The 20,278-nt window shown below is 63.7% G+C and carries 18 protein-coding genes and 2 riboswitches; of the genes, 11 read left to right on the top strand and 7 right to left on the bottom strand.

What is annotated here, in order from left to right:
* Window positions 1-24 precede the first annotated feature (24 nt).
* The gene (locus FHW37_RS32360; RefSeq protein WP_145643678.1) at window positions 25-966 is read right to left on the bottom strand and encodes a LysR family transcriptional regulator; all 942 of its coding nucleotides are present in this window, start codon (window positions 964-966) and stop codon (window positions 25-27) included.
* Window positions 967-1,063: 97 nt separating this feature from the next.
* On the opposite strand from FHW37_RS32360, the gene FHW37_RS32355 reads away from it, so the two are divergent.
* The 3 genes from FHW37_RS32355 to FHW37_RS32345 all read left to right on the top strand — a co-directional run bounded on the left by FHW37_RS32355 (window position 1,064) and on the right by FHW37_RS32345 (window position 4,988).
* Window positions 1,064-2,347, top strand: coding sequence for an NAD(P)/FAD-dependent oxidoreductase (locus FHW37_RS32355; RefSeq protein WP_145643677.1), 1,284 nt, complete (start codon window positions 1,064-1,066; stop codon window positions 2,345-2,347).
* Between the two features lie 83 nt (window positions 2,348-2,430).
* Window positions 2,431-3,972: an L-piperidine-6-carboxylate dehydrogenase gene (gene amaB, locus FHW37_RS32350; protein ID WP_145643676.1), complete on the top strand. Its 1,542-nt coding sequence runs from the start codon at window positions 2,431-2,433 to the stop codon at window positions 3,970-3,972.
* Between the two features lie 17 nt (window positions 3,973-3,989).
* Window positions 3,990-4,988, top strand: coding sequence for a P1 family peptidase (locus FHW37_RS32345; RefSeq protein ID WP_145643675.1), 999 nt, complete (start codon window positions 3,990-3,992; stop codon window positions 4,986-4,988).
* On the opposite strand, the gene FHW37_RS32340 is transcribed toward FHW37_RS32345, so the two are convergent.
* Window positions 4,985-6,226 carry a threonine-phosphate decarboxylase gene (locus FHW37_RS32340; RefSeq protein ID WP_246691046.1) on the bottom strand — a complete coding sequence of 414 codons (1,242 nt, stop codon included), beginning with the start codon at window positions 6,224-6,226 and terminating at the stop codon, window positions 4,985-4,987. The genes FHW37_RS32345 and FHW37_RS32340 overlap by 4 nt on opposite strands.
* Window positions 6,227-6,230: 4 nt before the next feature.
* Between FHW37_RS32340 and cbiB the strand changes: the two genes are divergently transcribed.
* Window positions 6,231-7,196, top strand: coding sequence for an adenosylcobinamide-phosphate synthase CbiB (gene cbiB / locus FHW37_RS32335; RefSeq protein ID WP_145643674.1), 966 nt, complete (start codon window positions 6,231-6,233; stop codon window positions 7,194-7,196).
* Here cbiB and FHW37_RS32330 read toward each other — a convergent pair.
* Genes FHW37_RS32330 through FHW37_RS32315 form a run of 4 tightly spaced genes read right to left on the bottom strand, consistent with a single transcriptional unit; the run spans window position 7,180 to window position 10,245 of the window.
* Window positions 7,180-8,637: a cobyric acid synthase gene (locus FHW37_RS32330; protein WP_145643673.1), complete on the bottom strand. Its 1,458-nt coding sequence runs from the start codon at window positions 8,635-8,637 to the stop codon at window positions 7,180-7,182. The two genes, cbiB and FHW37_RS32330, sit on opposite strands and share 17 nt — an antisense overlap.
* A gap of 4 nt (window positions 8,638-8,641) precedes the next feature.
* The gene (gene cobO / locus FHW37_RS32325) at window positions 8,642-9,256 is read right to left on the bottom strand and encodes a cob(I)yrinic acid a,c-diamide adenosyltransferase (protein ID WP_145643672.1); all 615 of its coding nucleotides are present in this window, start codon (window positions 9,254-9,256) and stop codon (window positions 8,642-8,644) included.
* Between the two features lie 20 nt (window positions 9,257-9,276).
* On the bottom strand, window positions 9,277-10,056 hold the full coding sequence (locus FHW37_RS32320; RefSeq protein WP_145643671.1) for a CbtA family protein: 780 nt from the start codon (window positions 10,054-10,056) through the stop codon (window positions 9,277-9,279).
* Window positions 10,057-10,068: 12 nt separating this feature from the next.
* Complete coding sequence (locus tag FHW37_RS32315) at window positions 10,069-10,245, bottom strand: CbtB domain-containing protein (protein ID WP_145643670.1); 177 nt, start codon at window positions 10,243-10,245, stop codon at window positions 10,069-10,071.
* Window positions 10,246-10,281: 36 nt separating this feature from the next.
* Window positions 10,282-10,496: riboswitch (cobalamin riboswitch) on the bottom strand.
* Between the two features lie 93 nt (window positions 10,497-10,589).
* Window positions 10,590-10,811, top strand: a riboswitch (cobalamin riboswitch).
* Between the two features lie 97 nt (window positions 10,812-10,908).
* Between FHW37_RS32315 and FHW37_RS32310 the strand changes: the two genes are divergently transcribed.
* The 7 genes from FHW37_RS32310 to FHW37_RS32280 are packed head-to-tail and all read left to right on the top strand — an operon-like array spanning window position 10,909 to window position 19,546.
* The gene (locus tag FHW37_RS32310) at window positions 10,909-11,328 is read left to right on the top strand and encodes a DUF1636 family protein (protein ID WP_145643669.1); all 420 of its coding nucleotides are present in this window, start codon (window positions 10,909-10,911) and stop codon (window positions 11,326-11,328) included.
* Window positions 11,325-12,362: a cobalamin biosynthesis protein CobW gene (gene cobW / locus FHW37_RS32305; protein ID WP_145643668.1), complete on the top strand. Its 1,038-nt coding sequence runs from the start codon at window positions 11,325-11,327 to the stop codon at window positions 12,360-12,362. The genes FHW37_RS32310 and cobW overlap by 4 nt, the downstream gene beginning before the upstream one ends.
* Before the next feature lie 27 nt (window positions 12,363-12,389).
* On the top strand, window positions 12,390-15,893 hold the full coding sequence (cobN, locus tag FHW37_RS32300; protein ID WP_432442919.1) for a cobaltochelatase subunit CobN: 3,504 nt from the start codon (window positions 12,390-12,392) through the stop codon (window positions 15,891-15,893).
* A complete protein-coding gene (gene cobG / locus FHW37_RS32295; RefSeq protein ID WP_246691045.1) occupies window positions 15,893-17,395 on the top strand; it encodes a precorrin-3B synthase in 1,503 nt (500 codons plus the stop codon). Before cobN ends, cobG begins: the two co-directional genes overlap by 1 nt.
* Window positions 17,392-18,021, top strand: a complete 630-nt coding sequence (locus FHW37_RS32290) for a precorrin-8X methylmutase (RefSeq protein WP_145643666.1) — start codon at window positions 17,392-17,394, stop codon at window positions 18,019-18,021. The genes cobG and FHW37_RS32290 overlap by 4 nt, the downstream gene beginning before the upstream one ends.
* A complete protein-coding gene (locus FHW37_RS32285) occupies window positions 18,018-18,785 on the top strand; it encodes a precorrin-2 C(20)-methyltransferase (protein WP_145643665.1) in 768 nt (255 codons plus the stop codon). Before FHW37_RS32290 ends, FHW37_RS32285 begins: the two co-directional genes overlap by 4 nt.
* Window positions 18,782-19,546 (top strand): precorrin-3B C(17)-methyltransferase, encoded by a 765-nt coding sequence (locus FHW37_RS32280; protein ID WP_145643664.1) that lies wholly within the window; start codon window positions 18,782-18,784, stop codon window positions 19,544-19,546. The genes FHW37_RS32285 and FHW37_RS32280 overlap by 4 nt, the downstream gene beginning before the upstream one ends.
* Here the strand turns inward: FHW37_RS32280 and FHW37_RS32275 are convergent.
* Window positions 19,510-20,277, bottom strand: coding sequence for a cobalt-precorrin-6A reductase (locus tag FHW37_RS32275; protein WP_145643663.1), 768 nt, complete (start codon window positions 20,275-20,277; stop codon window positions 19,510-19,512). The genes FHW37_RS32280 and FHW37_RS32275 overlap by 37 nt on opposite strands.
* Between the last annotated feature and the right edge of the window lies 1 nt (window position 20,278).

Here is a 20,278-nt window from a genome sequence, read left to right as displayed (position 1 = left end):
CCGGATGTCGGATCGCCACGGCGATCAGGATGAAACTGCAGAACTATTGGCCGATGCACCGGCCAACCGCAAGCGATCCGCTTCAATCTCCGAAACGATCCAGTCACGAAATGCCGCAAGCGGCGGATAGCCGGCGCGATCCGGCGGATAGGCGAGGTGATATTGCCCGGTCCCCATGGCGCGCGCCGGAACCGCCTCGACAAGCCGGCCCTCGTCGAGTTCGCGGCTGACGAGGAAGCGCGGCAGGAGTGCGGCGCCAAGCCCGGCGGTTGCCGCTTCGACCATGGTCATGAACTGGTCGAACAGCATGCCGTGCAGGGCATCGAAGGCAACCCCGTTTTCCGTCAGAAACAGCTCCCAGGCATCCGGCCGGGTGTTGAGATGCAGGAGCGGTGCGTGCATCAGGTCTGCCGCCGTCCTGAGGCCGAATTTTTCGCGAAAGGCCGGGCTGCAGGCGGGCACGACATCCTCGTCCCTCAGAAAGGTCAAAGCCGCTCCCGGCCAGCGCGCCGCGCCGAAATGGATGGCGGCATCGAGCGCATCGAAGCGGAAATCGAAAGGTTCGAGCCGCGTGATCAGGTTGACCATGATCCCCGGATGCGCATCTATAAACCGCCCCAGCCGCGGCATCAGCCAGCGCGTACCGAAGAAAGGCAGGACGGCAAGATTGAGCGTGCCGCCGGAAGGATTGGCACGAAGGCTGAGCGACGCATCCGAAATCCGCCGCAGCGCCTCGCGCACCTCGCGGGCATAGGTATTGCCGGCAAGCGTCAGCCTGATCGTCTGCCGCTCGCGCAGGAACAGTGCCACGCCGAGCTGTCCCTCCAGCGCCGAGATCTGCCGGCTGACGGCGCTTTGGGTCAGGCCGAGTTCGTTTGCGGCCGCGGTGACGCTGCCGGTGCGGGCAGCCGCCTCGAAGGCCGACAGAAGCGAAAACGAGGGCAGAAAACGCCGGGGCGGCAGCATGTCATTCCTCCAGTGAATGACCTGTTGAGAACATGTCGATATTCATCGAGAAAACAGGACTGTAAAGAGGAATGACCTCTTTTGCGGACCTTTGCCTATGCTCAATAATCCCCGCTCCCACGGCCTCTGGGAAATGACCGCTCCTCCGGCTCCGGCCACGACCCCGCTGCAAGGCGCCGTGACGGCCGATGTCGTCATCGTCGGAGGCGGATATACCGGCCTTTCGGCTGCCCTTCATCTGGCGGAAGCCGGCACGAATGTCGTCCTTTTCGAAGCGACCGAGATCGGTTTCGGCGGCGCCGGCCGCAATGTCGGCCTGATCAATGCCGGCATGTGGGTCATGCCCGACGATTTTCCGAAGGAGCTCGGCGAGCATTACGGCGAACGCGCGCTCGATTTCCTCGGCAACGGCCCCTATCTCGTACGCGAGCTGATCGAAAAGCACGGCATTAAATGCGAGCTGGAAAAGAACGGCACGCTGCATCTCGCCGTTGGCCCGGAAGGGCTGAAGGAGCTTGAGGAACGCGCACGGCAATGGAACAGGCGCGGTGCACCTGTGACCATGCTCGACGCCGCCGAGACCGAACGCCGCGTCGGCTCGAATGCCTATGCCGGCGCATTGCTCGATATGCGCGCCGGAACCCTGCAGCCACTCGCCTATGCCCGCGGCCTTGCCCATGCCGCCATCAAGGCCGGCGCGAAGATTTTTACAGGCAGCGCGGTCACCGGCACTTCGGAAACGGCCGGAAAGAAGATCGTCACCACGGCGGGCGGAAAGGTCTCGGCCGACTGGATCATCGTCGCCACCGACGCCTACAGCACCGGCCCCTGGGCAAGCGTGCGCCGCGAACAGGTGCACCTGCCCTATTTCAACATCGCCACCAAACCGCTTGGCGACAATCTGCGCCGCACCGTGCTTGCCAATTCCGAAGGCTGCTGGGACACGAAGGAAATCCTCTCCTCCTTCCGGATGGATCAGGCCGGCCGCCTTGTCTTCGGCTCGGTCGGCGCCCTGCGCGGCACCGGTGTCGCGGTCCATCGCAACTGGACCCGCCGTTCGCTGAAGCGCATCTTTCCGCAGCTCGGCGATATCGAATTTGACGCCGAATGGTTCGGCAAGATCGGCATGACCGACAATGCCTTGCCGCGCTTCCACAAGTTCGGCCAGAACGTCATCGGTTTTTCCGGCTATAACGGCCGCGGCATCTCGCCGGGCACGAATTTCGGAAAAATGCTGGCCCGCCACATTCTGGGCGAGGTCACGGAAGCCGATCTGCCGCTGCCGCTGACGGGGGTGACTGAACCGGGTTTCCGGCCGCTCAAGGAGGCCTATTACGAGGCCGGCGCCCAGATCGCCCATTTCACCGGCGAGCGGTTCTGAACTGCACGGTTGTCAAACCGCTGCCGATTTGTAGATTGCCCCCTCATCCATGTTGATGGGACCCGATATCCGGAAGGACTGACATGACGCTCGCCAATCTCGACCTCGCCGCCGATGTGGACAAGATCTTTGCCGATCTCGGTGTTTCCGTCGATCGTTACAAGGGCGGCACGCTTGCCGTTCGCTCGCCGATCACAGGCACGGAAATCGGCAAGCTGCCGGAAGTGAGCGCTAGCGACGCCAAGAAGGCGATCGACGCTGCCCATGACGCCTTCCTCGAATGGCGCCTTGTGCCCGGCCCGAAGCGCGGCGAACTGATCCGCCTGCTCGGCGAGGAACTGCGCGCCAACAAGGCCGCACTCGGCCGCCTCGTCTCGATCGAAGTCGGCAAGATCACCTCTGAAGGTCTTGGCGAAGTGCAGGAAATGATCGACATCTGCGATTTCGCCGTTGGCCTCTCCCGCCAGCTTTACGGTCTCACCATCGCGACCGAACGTTCCGAACACCGGATGATGGAAACCTGGCATCCGCTCGGCGCCATCGGCATCATCTCCGCCTTCAACTTCCCGGTTGCCGTCTGGTCATGGAATGCCGCACTTGCCATCGTCTGCGGCAATTCCACCATCTGGAAGCCGTCTGAAAAGACGCCGCTGACGGCACTCGCCAGCCAGGCGATTTTTGACAAGGCGCTTGCCCGTTATATCGCCGATGGCGGCACGGCACCGAAAAACCTTTCCACCCTGCTGATCGGCGGCCGCGAGATCGGCGAAGTCCTGGTCGATCACGAAAAGGTGCCGCTGGTTTCCGCCACCGGCTCGACCGCCATGGGCCGTGCCGTCGGACCAAAACTGGCGCAGCGCTTCGCCCGCTCGATCCTCGAACTCGGCGGCAACAATGCCGCCATCGTCACCCCGACGGCCGATCTCGACCTCACCCTGCGCGGCATCGCCTTTTCGGCCATGGGCACGGCCGGCCAGCGCTGCACCTCGCTGCGCCGCATCTTCGTGCATGACAGCGTTTACGACGCGCTCGTGCCGCGCCTCGTCAAGGCCTATCAGTCGGTGACGATCGGTTCGCCGCTCGAAAACGGCAACCTGATCGGCCCGCTGATCGACAAGGCTGCCTATGACAAGATGCAGGCCGCCCTGCAGGCCGCCCAGGCGACGGGCGGCAGGGTCGTCGGCGGTGAGCGCGTCAACGAGACGGAAGCCGGCGACGCCTATTATGTCCGCCCGGCCATCGTCGAAATGCCGGCCCAGAGTGGCCCGGTCCGCGACGAAACTTTCGCGCCCATCCTCTACGTGATGAAGTATTCCGATTTCGACGAAGCGCTGAAACTGCACAATGACGTGCCGCAGGGCCTCTCCTCCTCGATCTTCACCAATGACATGCGCGAAGCGGAAACCTTCGTGTCTGCCAGCGGCTCGGATTGCGGCATCGCCAATGTCAATATCGGCCCCTCGGGCGCCGAAATCGGCGGCGCATTCGGCGGCGAAAAGGAAACCGGCGGCGGCCGCGAATCGGGTTCGGATGCGTGGAAGGCCTATATGCGCCGCGCCACCAACACGCTGAACTACGGCCGTACGCTGCCGCTCGCCCAGGGCGTCAAGTTCGACATCGAATAAGCGGCGGACACGCGAAAATGACCGCCATGCTCAACCTCCTGACCGATATCGAGGGCGTGACCATCGGCCACGCCACCGATCTCGTCCTGGGGTCGGGCGTGACGGCAATCGTCTTCGACGAGCCGGCGATTGCCTCCGGCTCGGTTCTCGGCGGCGCGCCGGGCGGACGTGATACCGCCCTGCTCGATCCGTCCATGACCGTGCAGACGGTCGATGCCTTCGTGCTGTCTGGCGGCTCTGCCTTCGGTCTCGATGCCGCCGGCGGCGTGCAGGCGGGCTTGCGCGAAATCGGCCGCGGTTTTCCGGTCGGCTCGGCAAAAGTGCCGATCGTGCCGCAGGCGATCCTGATGGATCTCCTGAACGGCGGCAACAAGGACTGGGGCCTGTTTTCCCCCTATCGCGACATGGGTTACGACGCCTTCAAGGCCGCGAAAACGGGATCATTCCCGCTCGGCACCGTTGGGGCCGGAACCGGCGCTTCGACCGCCACCGTCAAGGGCGGCCTCGGTTCCGCCAGCGCCGTCACCTCCTCCGGCCACCGGATCGCGGCGCTACTTGCGGTCAATGCCATGGGTGCAGCGACGGTCGGCGATGGCCCGCATTTCTGGTCTGCGGCATTCGAAAAGAATTCTGAATTCGGCGGCCTTGGCCTGCCGCAAGCTTTTGACGACGACCATTCCGCGCTGCGCATGAAAGGCGTAAAGCTGAAGGCAACGACAATCGGTGTCATCGTCACCGACGCGGTGCTGACCAAGGCACAGGCGCACCGCCTGTCGATCATGGCCCATGACGGCCTTGCCCGCGCCGTCCTTCCCGCGCATCTGCCCGGCGATGGCGACACGATCTTTTCCGCTGCGACCGGAAAAAGGCCGATGGAAGACATGACGGCCTTTGCCGAACTCTGCCATCTGGCGACGCTGGTGACGGCAAGGGCAGTGGCCCGTGGCGTCTACGAGGCTACCGCGCTGCCGGTGGCGAATGCGCAGCCGTCCTGGCGCGACAAGTTCGCCGGCTAAAAGGTTTTGAGCGCCGCTTCCAGCCTCGCCCGGCCATCCGCTTCCGGCAGGCCGATCCGCAGATCATCCGGACGCTCCTCGAAACGGCGAGTGAGAATGCCGTGTTCGCCGAGATGCCGGTACAATGCCTGAGCCCGCGGATCTCGCACGAGGCGGAACAGTGACGTGCCGCCAAGAACTGCAAGGCCAGCGCTTGCAAGTGCCGCATCCAGCCGAGTGGCTTCGGCCTTCAAGGTTTTACGCATGGCCTGCTGCCAAGCCGTATCGGCAAGCGCCTCGCTCGCCACATGTAAAGCGGGCCCGGAAACGGCCCATGGCCCGAGCCTTTCCTCGATCCGGGTGATGATATCCGGATGCGCCAGCGCAAAACCGAGCCGAAGGCCCGCCATGCCGTAAAACTTGCCGAAGGAGCGCAGAACGACGAGCCCGCCGGCATCGACCGCATTGGCTACGCTTTCCGCCTCCGAAACATCCATGAACGCTTCATCGACAATGAGCAGCCCACCTTTGGCCCGCATGACGTCGGCAAGCGCCAAAAGATCGGCTTTCGGCACGATGCGGCCGGTCGGGTTGTTGGGATTGACGATCACCGCAAGATCGGCGGCCGCGAGTGTTTCGAGATCATCGGTTTCGGTGACGCTGAAACCGGCCATTCGGGCAGCACGTGCATGTTCGGCATAGGTGGGGGAGAGCACTGCTGCGATACGCCGAGGTTTTGTGCTGTGGGTGCCATCGGCTCCCTCCGACGTGCGGGGTCTCTCATCCGCCTCAGGCAAAAACCCCTCCCCACCCTCCCCCCAAGGGGGAGGGCTTAACCTGGCCGACCGGCCGAGTTCCGATTGGGACGAGTGGCTGCCACGAGTCTTCTCCCCCCTTGTGGGGGAGATGGCCGGCAGGCCAGAGAGGGTCTTCGCCAGAGGTGACCACCCATCCAGCAACCCCGCCACGATCGGCAGCAGGATCTGCGTCCCCGGCCCCGCCGCCAAATGCGCTGCCGAAGGCGCGCCATAAGCATGCGCCGCAACCGCCTTCAGCCCCTCCAGCGACACCGGCTCCGGCAGGCGTGCGAAAACATTGGCCGGTATCGGCGAATATGGGTAGGAATGCGGATTGATACCGGTCGACAGGTCGATCCAGGGTTCGGGCGCCTGCGGAAACAGTTTTCGCGCCCGGCCGAGATTTCCGCCGTGCTGGATCGGACCGCCGAGCTTGTTTTCGCCAGAATCAGGGCCTGCCACAAAAATGTTCCTTCTCGCATTTGCCGCGCTGATCGTGGAGCGCGTCACCGGTTATCCCGACTGGCTTTATGCCCGTATCGGCCATCCGGTCACCTGGATCGGCTGGCTGATAACCCGGCTCGATCGCGCGTGGAACCGGGAAGGTGATGATTTTCGGACCCGCAAGCGCATGGGCGTCATGGCGCTGATCGTGCTTCTGGCTGCCGCGGTATGTGTCGCGCTCGTCATCGAGGCCGGCCTTCTGGCCGTGCCCTTGGGTTTCGTCTTGCTGGTTCTTGCCGCCGCCAGCCTGCCGGCGCAGAAAAGCCTTGAAAGCCATGTCGAGGCCGTTGCCAGAGCGCTTGAGATCGGCGGGCTGGAGGCCGGCCGCAAGGCTGTTTCGATGATCGTCGGCCGCGACCCGGAAAAGCTCGACGAGGCCGCCGTCTGCCGTGCGGCGATCGAAAGTCTCGCGGAAAACTTTTCCGATGGCGTCGTGGCCCCTGCCTTCTGGATGGGTATCGGCGGATTGGCTGGCGGAGCGGCCTACAAGGCGGCCAATACCGCTGACAGCATGATCGGTCACCGCTCGCCGCGCCACGAAGCATTTGGCTGGGCGGCGGCGCGGTTCGACGACCTCATCAACCTGCCGGCCTCGCGGCTGAGCGGCGCCCTGTTCATCACCGCCGCCTTCTTCATCGAAGGCGCTTCGCCGAAAAATGCCGTCCGCGCCGTGTTGCGGGATGCAGGACATCACCGTTCGCCGAATGCCGGCTGGCCGGAAGCGGCGATGGCCGGCGCACTCGGCATCGCCTTGGCCGGTCCGCGCAGTTATGGCGGGCAGATGATCGAGGCGCGATTCATGGGCGAAGGTGGGCGCCGGGAGCTTGGGCCACAGGACATACGCCGTGCGCTGAAACTGGCGCGGCTGGCGGATTATTTTCTGATCGGCCTTTTCGGCCTGTTGGCGCTCATCATCTGGCAAGTCTGAGCAATCCGTCGAGATCGAGATGCTGCTCCATATGGGCGGCAAGCCGATCGAGGATAGCATCGACACTCGCCTCGTAATCCAGGCCGGATGCCGTGCCGCCGAGCCTTGTCAGCCAGGCTGAGCGCTGCCGGTCGTCTGAAAACAGACCGTGCAGATAGGTGCCCCAGACCCGCCCATCCGCTGAGATCGCGCCATCCTTGCCGGCACCGATCACCGAAAAAGGACGCACGCAATCCGCCCCCTCGGTGCGGCCCACATGCATTTCATAGCCGGTCAGCGAAACACCATCAAAGCTCGTCCCGGTCACTGCTTCAAGCCGCTTGTCGTCGGTGAGGATGGTTTCCACATCGAGCAGGCCAAGCCCCGGTACGCTGCCGGGCGGTCCCTCGATGCCGTCAGGATCGGAAATTTTGCGGCCGAGCATCTGGTAACCGCCGCAAAGCCCGAGCACGCGCGCGCCCCGCCGCAGATGCGCAGCAATATCCACGTCGAATCCCGCCTCTCGAAGCGCCGCAAGATCAGAAATCGTCGCCTTGGAGCCAACCAGAAGCACGAGATCGCAATCGGCCGGAATGACCTGTCCGCGGCGGACGCGAACGAGTTCCACATCCGGCTCGGCATCGAGCGGATCGAGATCGTCGAAATTGGAAATATGCGGCAGGACCGGCACCGCAATGCGGATTTTTGCACCGTCCTTGCGTCGTGACGGCGCGTTAAGGCCAAGCGCATCTTCCGCCGGCAGCAGCGCCGCATCGGCAAAATGCGGCAGGAGCCCGATCGACCGCCAGCCGGTATGGGACGCGATCATCCGCATGCCCTCGGCAAACAGAGTTGGATCGCCGCGAAACCGGTTGACGATAAAACCCTCGATCATCGCCGCGTCTTCAGGGTCGAGCACCAGTTTCGTGCCGGCAAGGCTGGCGATGACGCCGCCACGGTCGATATCGCCGATCAGCACGACCGGCACGTCGGCGGCGCGGGCAAAGCCCATATTGGCGATGTCATTGGCGCGCAGGTTGATTTCAGACGCGCTGCCGGCACCCTCAACCAGAACGAGATCGGCCTGTCCGCGCAAAAGCTCAAAACTTTCCAGCACGCGGGCGAGCAGTTTTGGTTTCAACGCCTGATATTCGGAGGCCTTGGCATTGCCCTCGACGCGGCCCTGCACCACGACCTGCGCACCGACTTCGCTTTGGGGTTTCAGTAGAACCGGGTTCATATGCACACTGAGCGGCACGCCGGCGGCGCGCGCCTGAAGCGCCTGCGCCCGGCCGATCTCGCCGCCATCCGCCGTGACGGCGGCATTGTTCGACATGTTTTGCGGCTTGAACGGCAGGATTTTCAGGCCGCGCAGGGTGAAGGCGCGGGCGAGGCCGGCGACCAGCAGCGATTTGCCGACATCCGACCCCGTCCCCTGAAACATCAAAGCGCGGGCAGCCATGGTTTTAGAACTCGATACCGGCCTGAGCCTTTACGCCGGCCTTAAAATGGTGCTTGACCAGCGTCATCTCGGTCACCAGATCGGCCGCTTCTGTCAGTGCCGGCTTGGCATTGCGGCCGGTAACGACGACATGCAGATCCGGGCGGCGCGCCTGAAGTTCGGCCACGACCTTTTCCAGATCGAGATAATCGTAACGCAGGGCGATATTGAGCTCGTCGAGAATGACGAGGCCGATCGTTTCGTCAGCCATCAGCTCCAGCGCTTTGCCCCAGGCCCGTTCAGCGGCGGCGATATCACGCTGCAGATCCTGGGTTTCCCAGGTAAAGCCTTCGCCCATCGTGTGCCAGACGACGCGATCGCCGAAGACGGCCAATGCCGGCTGCTCACCGGTCGACCAGGCCCCCTTGATGAACTGCACGATACCGACGCGGCGATTGTTGCCGAGCATGCGCAATGCCAGGCCGAAGGCCGCCGTCGACTTGCCCTTGCCGGGGCCGGTATGGACGATGAGAAGACCCTTTTCCAGGGTCTTCTCGGCGACTTCCTTGTCCTGCACCGCCTTGCGGTTCGCCATCTTGGCTCGGTGGCGGGCAGCGGCAGCTTCGTCGATATCGCTCACTTTTTCAGTCACTCTTCCAGTTACCGGGTCGCCAGCTTCGGAGAGGTGCCGGCGGGCGCTTCCTCGCCGGTGCGCAGCCGGTTGCGGATGGTACCGCAGGCAGCACCCAGCACGGCCCAGAACACAAGGTTCGTGGCATAGACGGCGTTGACGAAACGGGCATAGAGATCCATCGGCACCGAGGTCTCATGCGAAGGTGCCAACGGCGCGCCGATCAGATGCGGGGCAACCAGAAGCACGATGGCAAGCGCCGCGAAGACGGCCGAGCGGGTATAGGCGAGCAGGCCAAGGCCGGCAGCCGTGCAGGCGGCGGTCGAGATCCACCAGATCTGGCGGGGCGCAAGTTCTGCTGCCGGCATGCCCGGCAGTTCCGGCGGCAGGCCGAGGCCGGGGGCGAGAATGACGGTGATGAAGCCGGCAATGCCGAACATCAGGCCACCACGCCAGCCGCCGAAACCACCGAGCGCTTCCGAAGCGGCGATGATGACCAGCGCAAAACCGATGGCAGAGAGCACGTCGGCAGCGGCCGTATAGATGAAACGCTCAAAACCGTCGGCCGGCTCCCAGGCTTCTTCTTCATGCTCGTGTGCGGCGGTTGCAGCGGCAGCGGGCCCAGCCGGGGCGGTGGCATCGGCAGGCGCGGTAGCATGCTCATGCGAATGGCCGCCTTCGGCCTTTTCATAAACTTCCGCCTGAAGGATCAAAGGGACGGTTGAAAAGCTCTGCATCACGGTCAGCAGCAATCCGGACAATAGTCCGGCGATCACCGCCGTGAAGACGATGTTACGAAACAACGACATTTGAAAAATTCCTCAGTGGCAGGGGAAGGCGAGCGAGTGGCGCGTGTCATGCGCGGCATTGTGGACGACATCCAGATGGGAGAAGCCGACAAAACCGACCATGAACAGGCCGAGCAGGGCCGTCATGCTGAGGGGAATGATTTTCGAAGAAGAAACGCTGACCGAAGTTGCAGCGGAATTGATAGCCATGATCTTGTCCTTTTGCCCTCCACCCGAGGGCTGTTCAAACTATTCTTGCCTCCGGCAGGTCTCCTGGCTCGCGGATCATGCGCTTGACGCCCGTCTTCCCGGATCTCTCCAGTGACTTGATGGCCATAAGGCCGATTTGGGCTTCAAACTTTCCGCTTACAGTTGCGGGGGCAGCCGCGGAATGAACGGAAAAACCGTCGCACCGCATTCCCTCCAAGGCCCTTTCGGGCACCATAGGCTGTGTCACTATAAACGAATTCGCCCTGACGGCAATCGCCCTTGCGACGCTTTGGCGCCGGTTGCGGCACATGAGGCGTCGCGCATTGACACCGGACCGCGACCGGGCGTAGTTGAAACGATACGGTCCTTTTCCGGCAACGGAAGGGCTAAGAGAGAATGCGGTGCGGGCGAGATGTGCCCAATGCCGCGGCTGCCCCCGCAACTGTAGGCGGATAGCCATCTTGCCAAACGGCCTTTACGGCCGAACGCCACTGGAGAGATCCGGGAAGGCAGGCGGATGGCGACGACCCGCGAGCCAGGAGAACTGCCGTTTGAAAATTCCAGCTGCCGGGCGGGGTGCTCCGAACAGTGTTTTCGTTGCAGAAGGTTTTGCCCTCCTGCGCCGCACCCCGATTTTGAACCCGACGGTGATGCGGCCAGACGATGAGTGACGAGCAAAAAAGCCCAATCGCTGCGGAAAGCGCCGCCGAGGACGTCGATGTGACGATCTTCGTCTGCACCAATTGCCGTGAAGCGACTGACAGCGAAGCCCGGCCGGGCATCAAGCTGATTGAGGCGCTGCGTGCGGCAACGGAAGGCAAGCCGCTTAACGTCAAACCCGTCACCTGTCTCGCCAATTGCGAAAAAAGCCCCAGTGCCGCCTTCAACCACCGTTCCGGCTGGTCCTATGTCTTCGGTCATCTGTCGCTCGACGTGGTCGACGACATCGTCACCGGCGCCATGATGCTGGCCGAGGACGAGCGTGGTTTCCTGCCGCTGCGCGGCCGCCCGATGTGCCTGCGCGGCAAGGGCATGACGGCCCGTATTCCCCCATTCCATCATCACGAGGACATGCCCCAATGAGCGTTTCTTTCGACCGCGTCCCCTGCACCGTCATCACCGGATTTCTCGGTGCCGGTAAAACGACGCTGATCCGCAACCTGATCGAGAACCTCAAGGGCAAGCGCTTAGCGATCATCGTCAACGAATTTGGCGATGTCGGCATCGATGGCGAAGTGTTGAAGGGCTGCGGCATCGAAAGCTGCCCGGAAGACAATATCATCGAGCTCGCAAACGGCTGCATCTGCTGCACGGTGGCCGACGATTTCGTGCCGGCAATCGACCAGATCCTGGCCCGCGAGCCGCGCGTCGATCACATCCTGATCGAAACCTCCGGCCTTGCTTTGCCAAAGCCACTCGTCCAGGCCTTTCAGTGGCCGGATGTTAAGGCCCGTGTCACGGTGGATGGCGTCGTTGCCGTCGTAGACGGTGTGGCGCTGGCCGAGGGCCGCGTGGCCGACGACCATGAGGCGCTTGAAGCCCAGCGCCAGATGGACAGCTCGATCGATCACGACGATCCCGTCGAGGAAGTGTTCGAAGACCAGGTCGCCTGCGCCGACATGATCGTGCTGACCAAGACCGATCTTCTCGACCAAGCCTCGCTTGCGGCCGCCAAGGGCCGCGTCCAGGCGCACCTGCCGCGCGCGGTCAAGATCGTGCCGGCCGCCAATGGCTCGGTCGATCCGGGCGTGCTGATCGGCCTTGGCCTCGCCGTCGAGGACGATATCGAGAACCGCAAGACCCATCACGACGATGAGCTCGATCACGACCACGATGATTTCGACAGCTTTGTCATCGACATCGCCGCCGTGACCGATGCAGAAGCGCTCGCCTCGCGCATTTCCGCCACGGCGGAAGCGCAGAACGTGCTGCGCATCAAGGGGTTCGTGGAAGTCGCGAACAAGCCGATGCGCCTGCAGGTTCAGGCGGTAGGATCGCGCGTGAACCACTATTTCGACCGCGCCTGGGCCCCCGGCGAAACCCGCCAGAGCCGCCTCGTCGTGATCGGCGAGAAGGGCATCGACCGCGCCGCAATCGAAAAAATGCTGGCCGCCTGACCAGGCGGCCAAAAGTCTGGAAAAAGGATGCACATACTCGCCACCACATCGTCGTCGCTCGACGACCTGATCGAACCGGTCGACCTCAACCAGTCGCCGGCCGATGTGGTGGTGCTGTCCTTTTCCGGCAGCGACCTGAACGGGATTTTGGCGGGGTGGGGTGCGGCTGAACGCGCTGAGCAGGATGCTGCTGAGACCGGCGACCAGCCCGCCCCCCTCTGCCCTGCCGGCCATCTCCCCCACAAGGGGGGAGATCCGCTAGACGCGCCGACTTTGCCCCGAACCCAACCGTCGAGATGGCCGAGCGCGAGCCACTCACCGATCTCCCCCCCTGTGGGGGAGATGCCCGGCAGGGCAGAGGGGGGTACCGCAAGCGTAAACGTCCCGGCCCTCGCCCTTACCAACCTCTCCGACCTCCGCCACCCGATGTCGATCGACCTGTGGTTGGAAAAGACGGCAGCCCATGCCAAGGTCATTCTCGTGCGCATTCTCGGCGGCTATGACCGCTGGGCCTATGGCGCCGACGAAATCTCGCGGCTGGCACGGAAAAACAATATCGCCCTCGCCATGCTGCCCGGCGAATGCAGCATGCGCGACGACCGGCTGGCCGCAGCCTCGACCGTTTCCGAAGACACGCTTTCCGCCCTGCTCGGCTGTTTTCGCGAAGGCGGGCCGGACAATATGCGGCTTCTGGCACGGCGGCTGGCCATGCTGGCAAGGGGTAGCAACGACGCCCTGCCACCGGCATCCGTCATGCCGAAAGCCGGTTTTTACCGGCCGGGCCAGGGCATCGTTCCGGCGGAAACGCTTCTGGCTGGTTTCGCAGCCGATTCACCATGCCTGCCGATCCTCTTCTACCGCTCCATGCTGCTTGCCAATGACGCAGCACCGATCGACGCCCTGTTCGAGGCGCTGGTGTCTCGCGGTTTTGCACCGCTGCCGATCTTCGTTGGCAGCCTGAAGGATGCCGAAGCGGTCACATTCGTCGAACAGGCGATTGCCGATTTCGCTCCCGCCGCGATCCTCACCACCACGGCCTTTGCCAGCGGCACAGATGAGCGTGGCGAAACGATCTTTGACCGCAGCGGCCTGCCCGTTTTCCAGATCGTTGTCGCCACGACACGGCGCGACGGCTGGACGGAAGGACGACGCGGCCTGAACCCTGCCGACCTTGCCATGCATGTCGTGCTGCCGGAACTCGACGGCCGCATCCTGGCTGGCGCGATCTCCTTCAAGGCCGGAGACAATTCCGCGCATCTGACGAACGAACCCGAGCAGGACCGGGTCGAACAGGTTGCCAATCGCATCACAGCCTTCCTGACGATGAGACAGGCCGCGCGGCCCGATCGAAAAGTCGTCATCCTGATGCCGGATTATCCGAGCGCGCCAGGTCGCACCGGCTATGCCGTCGGACTGGACGTGCCGCAAAGCGTGCTGTCCATGCTGCATGTATTTTCCATGGCCGGCTATTCCGTTTCCAACATTCCCGAAACGCCGCGGATACTTCTCGATGGTCTCGCCGAAAAATCGGCCACCTTCCCGCTCGCCGACTATCGCACTATCACGGCAGCCGAAGCCGCCTGGGGCGATCCCAGCGAAGACGAAGACCTGCAGGACGGTGCCTACCGTTTCCGTGCCAAGACATTCGGCAATGTCACGGTGGCACTCGCCCCCGATCGCGGCCGCAATGCCGATCGACGCGCCGATTACCATAGCCCGGATCTGCCGCCGCGCCACGCCCTGCTCGCCTTCGGCCAGTGGATGCGCGAAACCCTCGGCGCCCATGCCATCGTCCATGTCGGTGCCCATGGCACGCTCGAGTGGCTGCCGGGCAAGACGGTGGCCCTGTCGAAAGAGTGTTTTCCGGAACTGGTGACCGGCAGCCTGCCGGTCGTCTATCCTTTCATCGTCTCCAATCCGGGCGAGGCGGCCGTCGCCAAAAGGCGCATCTCGGCCGTCACGATCGGCCACCTGCCGCCGGTACTCGCAGGCGCGGGCCTGTCGGACGAACAGAAAAAGCTGGAACTGCTGGTCGACGAATATGCCCAGGCCGACGGTCTCGACCGCCGCCGCCGCGACCGGCTGGCAAAACTGATCGTCGAGACGGCGCGCGATACGGCACTTGCCAACGAAGCCGGCGTGTCCCGCGACGACGATCCCGATACGGCGCTCGCCCGCATCGACGCCTTTCTCTGCGATCTCAAGGATTTCGCCATCAAGGACGGCCAGCACGTCTTCGGCGGCGTCGCGGAAGGCGATGACGATCCGCTCCGCATCGCCAGCGCCGACGCCGAGACAAATGCGCTGATCGACGCACTGGACGGCAAACATGTCCGCCCCGGCCCCTCCGGCGCCCCGGCCCGCGGTCGCCGCGACGTGATGCCGACCGGCCGAAACCTTTATGCCAGCGACCCGCGCACCCTGCCGACCCCGACCGCCTTCGAACTCGGCAAACGCGCCGCCGACGAGATCTTGCGCCGTTACCTGCAGGACCACGGCGACTGGCCGAAAAGCCTCGTCTTTGATCTCTGGGGCAGCGCCTCGTTGCGCAGCGGTGGCGAGGAAGTGGCGCAGGTTCTGGCCCTGATGGGCGCAAGGCCGGTGCAGGATGCCGCGACCGGCCGCGTGACCGGCATTGAAGTTCTGACGCCCGCAAAACTCGGCCGCCCGCGCGTCGACGTGAGCCTGAGAATATCCGGCCTGTTCCGCGACATGTTCCCTTCACTGATCGCGCTTCTCGACGCCGCCATGCGGGCGATCGCGGCGCGTGAGGAAGCGCCGGGCGACAATCCGCTTGCCGAAGTGGCCGAAAAGTCCGGCACCATGCCGCCCCGCATTTTCGGCTCAGCTCCCGGCACTTACGGATCCGGCATCGAGGAAAAGCTGGCCGACGGTGGCTGGAACGAGCGCGAAGAACTCGGCCGCCTTTATCTCGATGCCACGAGCCATGCCTTTGGCGGGCCGGAGGGCGAGGCGCAGGCCGTGCCCGGATTGTTTGCCGAACAGGTCGCATCCGCCGACCTTCTCGTCCATACCGGCGACGATCCCGGCCGCGACCTGCTGGACGGTTCAGCCGACGTCGCCTTCATCGGCGGTTTTTCGGCAGCGGTCGCAGCGCTTGGCGGCAAGGCGGACGTGATCGCGCTCGACACGACCGATCCGCAGAAGCCAAAAGCCCGCTCGATCTCCGAGGCTGTCACCCGCATCGTTCGCGCGCGCGCAGTCAATCCGCGTTTCATCGCCGGCCAGATGCGCCATGGGCCGCGCGGTGCCGCCGAACTGGTGGAGACGGTGGACCGACTGATCGGTTTTGCCGAAACCACCCATGCCGTGCCGCAATCGCTGATCGACGCCACCTATGACGCCTATCTGGGCGACGAGACGGTGCGCGACTTTCTCCTGTCCCAGAACCCGGAAGGCGCCCGCTACATGGGCGAACGTTTCCGCTCGGCGCTCAACCGCGGCCTCTGGCATCCGCGCCGCAACTCTGTGGATGCCGAGTTGGGAATGCTGGCGCGAGAGGTGGCGTGATGGAAACCGTGCAGCTCGGCCAGAAACCATCGGACCCGAAACTTACTGCCCAGACGCTTGCCGAGCAGACACCGGCCAAGCAGTCGCTTGCCGATATGCGCCGCGGCGCCTGCCCCGCCCTCTCGACGCCCATGATGACCGGCGACGGATTTCTGGCCCGCGTGGCGCTGACCGATGCGATCTCGCCAAAACAGCTCGCCGAGCTCTGCCGACTTGCGATCTGGCACGGCAACGGCATGCTCGACATTTCCGCCCGCGGCAATCTGCAAATCCGCGGCCTGGGCGAGATCTCTGCCCCGAAACTCGATGCCGACGTGCGGGCGATGAACCTGCCGCTGCGCGATGGTCTCGCCGTTGAAACACCCCCGCTTGCCGGCATGGACGGGATGGAAATCGCCGATCCTCGCCCGCTAGCGCAGGCAATCCGTGACGGCGCCAGCGGCATTACTGGGCTTGCGCCAAAAATGACGGTCGTGGTCGATGGTGGCGGGCGTTTACGGCTTTCCGAGCTTCTCGCGGATATCCGGCTGATGGCCGTCAGGGCTGATGGCGAAGTGCTCTGGAAACTGCTGCTTGGCGGCAGTGAAGAGTCTGGCCGTCTTTTCAATGTTTTACGTGAAACACAGGCTGTGGCTGCAACAGTCGAAATTTTGCAACGAATGGCAGCAATGGGCAGAAGCGCCCGTGGCCGAGATCTGGCAGCCGACTTACCGCTGAGGGACGACGCCGGACCGGTGGCCAACCCACCAAGGTCATCCTCGCACTTGTCCCGAGGATCCGACCACGACGCCAAGCATGATCCGTCGCAGATGCTCGGGACAAGCCCGAGCATGACAGAGATTTTTGGGGCCGCCACGTCTCCGTTCGATCTCTTCGCACTTTCCGACGACCTGCACGCGATCGGCATCGGTCCGGCATTCGGTCAGGTGAAAGCGGAGGCGCTCGCTACCCTCTGCGAAGAGGCAGCCTGCCTCGGCATCACCCAGGTAAAACCTGCTCTCGATCATTCCTTGCTCTTCTTCGGCGCAAAAAACGCCTGCGAAGCCCTCCAAAAATTCGCTGCCGTCGCCGGCTTCATCACCCGCGCCGACGATCCGCGCGGCCATATCGCCGCCTGCCCCGGCAGCCCGGCCTGCCGATCCGCGACGATCCCCACCCATGACATTGCCGCGGAGGCCGCGCGGGATTGCGCCGACCTGTTAGACGGTTCGTTCACGCTGCACATCACCGGCTGCCACAAGGGCTGCGCCCATCCGCAGGCCTCCGCGCTTGCACTTTGCGGCACCGCCGATGGCGTTTCCTTCGTCGCGGACGGGAAAGCCTCGGATGCGCCCTTTGCTTATTCTGCTTTTGTCGATACCAACGCCACGCTTCGCCGCCTTGCCGAACTCGTGAAATCCGAACGGCGGGCGGGTGAAAATTCCGCTGCCTGCCTTGCCCGGATCGGTTCGAACCGGCTTGGCACGCAAGCGCAATCAGGCCAGATGCCAGGACGACCATGAACACTTACGACTATATCCGCGAAGGCGACGCTATCTACGAAAAGTCTTTTGCGATCATTCGCGCGGAAGCCGATCTTTCCGCCTTTTCGGAAGAACAGGCGGATATCGCCGTGCGCATGATCCATGCCTGCGGACTGGTGGAAGCGGCCGAACATTTTCGCTTTTCCGACGATTTCGTTGCCGCCGGCCGCGATGCGCTCCGCGCCGGAAAGCCGATCTATTGCGACGCCGAAATGGTGGCGCATGGCGTGACCCGCGCCCGTCTTCCGGCCGAAAACCAGGTGCTTTGCACCCTGCGCGACAGCCGCACGATCGAACTTGCAAAGACGATCGGCAATACCCGCTCCGCCGCCGCACTCGATCTCTGGGACGAGATGGAAGGCGCAGTCGTTGCCATCGGCAATGCGCCGACAGCCCTTTTCCGCCTGCTTGAAATGCTCGATGCCGGCGCGCCGCGGCCTGCCGCAATCATCGGCATGCCGGTCGGTTTCGTCGGCGCTGCCGAATCCAAGGAAGCGCTGATGGAATCCGTGCATGACATTCCATACGCCATCGTCCGTGGCCGTATGGGTGGCTCGGCGATGACCGCAGCCTGTGTCAACGCGCTTGCGAGGGCAGGGCTTTGAACGCGGCAATCCTCAAGGGAAAACTGACCGGTGTCGGCACCGGCCCCGGCGATCCGGAACTTTTGACGCTGAAAGCAGTCAGAAGCATAACCGAAGCCGACGTGATCGCCTTCTTCTGCAAGAAGGGTTCTACCGGCAATGGTCGCGCCATCGTCGAGGCGCATATCCGCCCCGGCACGCTGGAACTGCCGCTCGTCTACCCCGTGACCGTCGAGACCCATAAGGACGAGACGGAGTACAAGGCGCCGATTGCCGATTTCTTCGACAAATCGGCCGAGGATATCGCCACCCTGCTCGATGCCGGCAAGAATGTCGTCGTTTTGAGCGAGGGCGATCCGCTGTTCTACGGTTCCTACATGCACCTGCATGTGCGGCTCGAAAAGCGCTACCACGCCGAAGTCGTGGCCGGTGTCACCGCCATGTCCGGCTGTTGGTCGATGACCGGAATGCCGCTTGTACAAGGCGATGACATCTTGAGCGTTCTGCCCGGTACGCTTTCGGAAGAAAAACTGACCGAGAGGCTGCAAAATACCGATGGTGCCGTGATCATGAAGGTCGGCCGCAACCTGCCAAAAATCCGCCGCGCGCTGGCCTCGGCCGGCAAGCTTTCCGGCGCGCTGTATGTCGAGCGCGGCACGATGGCGAATGGCGCGGCCCAAAAACTGGAAGAACGCGACGAAAGTCCGGCGCCCTATTTCTCCATCGTTCTGGTGCCCGGCTGGACGACGCGCCCTGCGGAAGAATTCATCGGAGACGGAAAATGACCGGCACGCTGAGCGTGGTCGGCCTCGGCCCCGGCAGTCCGGATCAGATCACCCCGGAAGCTCTGGCCGCCGTTGCCGTGGCGACGGATTTTTTTGGCTATTTTCCCTATATCGACCGCCTGAACCTGCGGCCTGACCAGCGCCGCCACGCCTCCGACAACCGCGAGGAACTTTTTCGCGCAAGGGCGGCGCTTGAAATGGCGGCCAAGGGCGAAAAGGTCTGCGTCGTCTCAGGCGGTGATCCCGGCGTGTTTGCCATGGCCGCCGCCGTCTGCGAGGCAATCGATGACGGGCCAGCAGAATGGCGCGAGATCGAGATGTCGGTTGTCCCCGGTGTCACCGCTATGCTTGCCGTCGCCGCCAAGGCCGGCGCGCCGCTCGGCCATGATTTCTGCGCGATTTCGCTCTCCAACAACCTGAAGCCTTGGGACATCATCGAAAAGCGGCTCGTTGCGGCAGCGACGGCGGGTTTCGTGATGGCTTTCTACAATCCGATCAGCAAGGCGCGCCCGCATCAGCTTGGCGAGGCTTTTGACATCCTCCGCGCCCATCTGCCCGGCTCCGTGCCGGTCATTTTTGGCCGCGCCGCCGGTCGACCAGATGAGGCGATCCATATCGTCGAACTCGCCGACGCCAAAGGCGAGATGGCGGATATGGCCACCTGCGTGATCGTTGGCACGGCCGAAACGCGGCTGATCGAACGTAAAGACCAGCGCCCGATCGTCTATTCGCCGAGATCCTTCGGGGGCGCCGGCAAATGATCGAGAAAGGCGAGCACCGCATCGATCGTTTCGGCCGTCACGACGTCAGGCAGGACTGGTCGGCGGATCAGCACGACCGGAATGCCGAGCGCACGGGCGGCGGCAATCTTGCCATAGCTCGAGGGCCCGCCGCTGTTCTTGGCGACGATAGACTGGATGCGATGTTCGGCCAGAAGCGCCATCTCGTCGGCCTCCGCAAAGGGGCCACGCGAGGTGAGATAGGTAACATTGGGCAGGTCGAGCGGCGGATCGACGGGATCGACGCTGCGGACCAGATAATGGTGCTGCGGTGCCGCCTCGAAAGGCAGCAGCTCCTGCCGGCCAAGCGTCAGGAAAACCCGGCGCGGTTCGGTTCCGATCGCACCGAGAGCCTCCGCGACGCTGCCGGCATCACGCCAGAGATCGCCTTCCTGCCGCTCCCAGGCAGCACGCCGCAACGCGATCAGCGGCACGCCGGCAACCTCGGCAGCCTCAGCCGCATTGGCGGAAATTCTCGCAGCATAGGGATGCGTCGCGTCGATCAGCGCGGAAATACCGTTTTCCTTGAGATAGGCAGTCAGTCCCTCCGCACCGCCAAAACCGCCGATGCGCACCGGCACGGGCTGTTCGGCCGGTGCCTTGGTACGGCCGGCAAGCGACAGGACAGTATCGAATCGCGGATCGCGGGCAAGCTTCCCCGCCAGCGCCTTGGCTTCCGCAGTGCCACCCAGAATGAGTATGGAGCGTTTCAAA

This window comes from Neorhizobium alkalisoli, assembly GCF_007829835.1.
Classification (GTDB): domain Bacteria; phylum Pseudomonadota; class Alphaproteobacteria; order Rhizobiales; family Rhizobiaceae; genus Neorhizobium.
Note: the sequence above shows the minus strand (reverse complement) of the source record. Positions and strands in the feature narration are given on the sequence as shown.

Coding starts and splice junctions, on each gene's coding strand:
- FHW37_RS32360 (WP_145643678.1), bottom strand. CDS start 966: ATGCTGCCGCCCCGGCGTTTTCTGCCCTCGTTTTCGCTTCTGTCGGCC.
- FHW37_RS32355 (WP_145643677.1), top strand. CDS start 1,064: ATGCTCAATAATCCCCGCTCCCACGGCCTCTGGGAAATGACCGCTCCT.
- amaB (WP_145643676.1), top strand. CDS start 2,431: ATGACGCTCGCCAATCTCGACCTCGCCGCCGATGTGGACAAGATCTTT.
- FHW37_RS32345 (WP_145643675.1), top strand. CDS start 3,990: ATGACCGCCATGCTCAACCTCCTGACCGATATCGAGGGCGTGACCATC.
- cbiB (WP_145643674.1), top strand. CDS start 6,231: ATGTTCCTTCTCGCATTTGCCGCGCTGATCGTGGAGCGCGTCACCGGT.
- FHW37_RS32330 (WP_145643673.1), bottom strand. CDS start 8,637: ATGGCTGCCCGCGCTTTGATGTTTCAGGGGACGGGGTCGGATGTCGGC.
- FHW37_RS32320 (WP_145643671.1), bottom strand. CDS start 10,056: ATGTCGTTGTTTCGTAACATCGTCTTCACGGCGGTGATCGCCGGACTA.
- FHW37_RS32315 (WP_145643670.1), bottom strand. CDS start 10,245: ATGGCTATCAATTCCGCTGCAACTTCGGTCAGCGTTTCTTCTTCGAAA.
- FHW37_RS32310 (WP_145643669.1), top strand. CDS start 10,909: ATGAGTGACGAGCAAAAAAGCCCAATCGCTGCGGAAAGCGCCGCCGAG.
- cobW (WP_145643668.1), top strand. CDS start 11,325: ATGAGCGTTTCTTTCGACCGCGTCCCCTGCACCGTCATCACCGGATTT.
- cobN (WP_432442919.1), top strand. CDS start 12,390: ATGCACATACTCGCCACCACATCGTCGTCGCTCGACGACCTGATCGAA.
- cobG (WP_246691045.1), top strand. CDS start 15,893: ATGGAAACCGTGCAGCTCGGCCAGAAACCATCGGACCCGAAACTTACT.
- FHW37_RS32290 (WP_145643666.1), top strand. CDS start 17,392: ATGAACACTTACGACTATATCCGCGAAGGCGACGCTATCTACGAAAAG.
- FHW37_RS32280 (WP_145643664.1), top strand. CDS start 18,782: ATGACCGGCACGCTGAGCGTGGTCGGCCTCGGCCCCGGCAGTCCGGAT.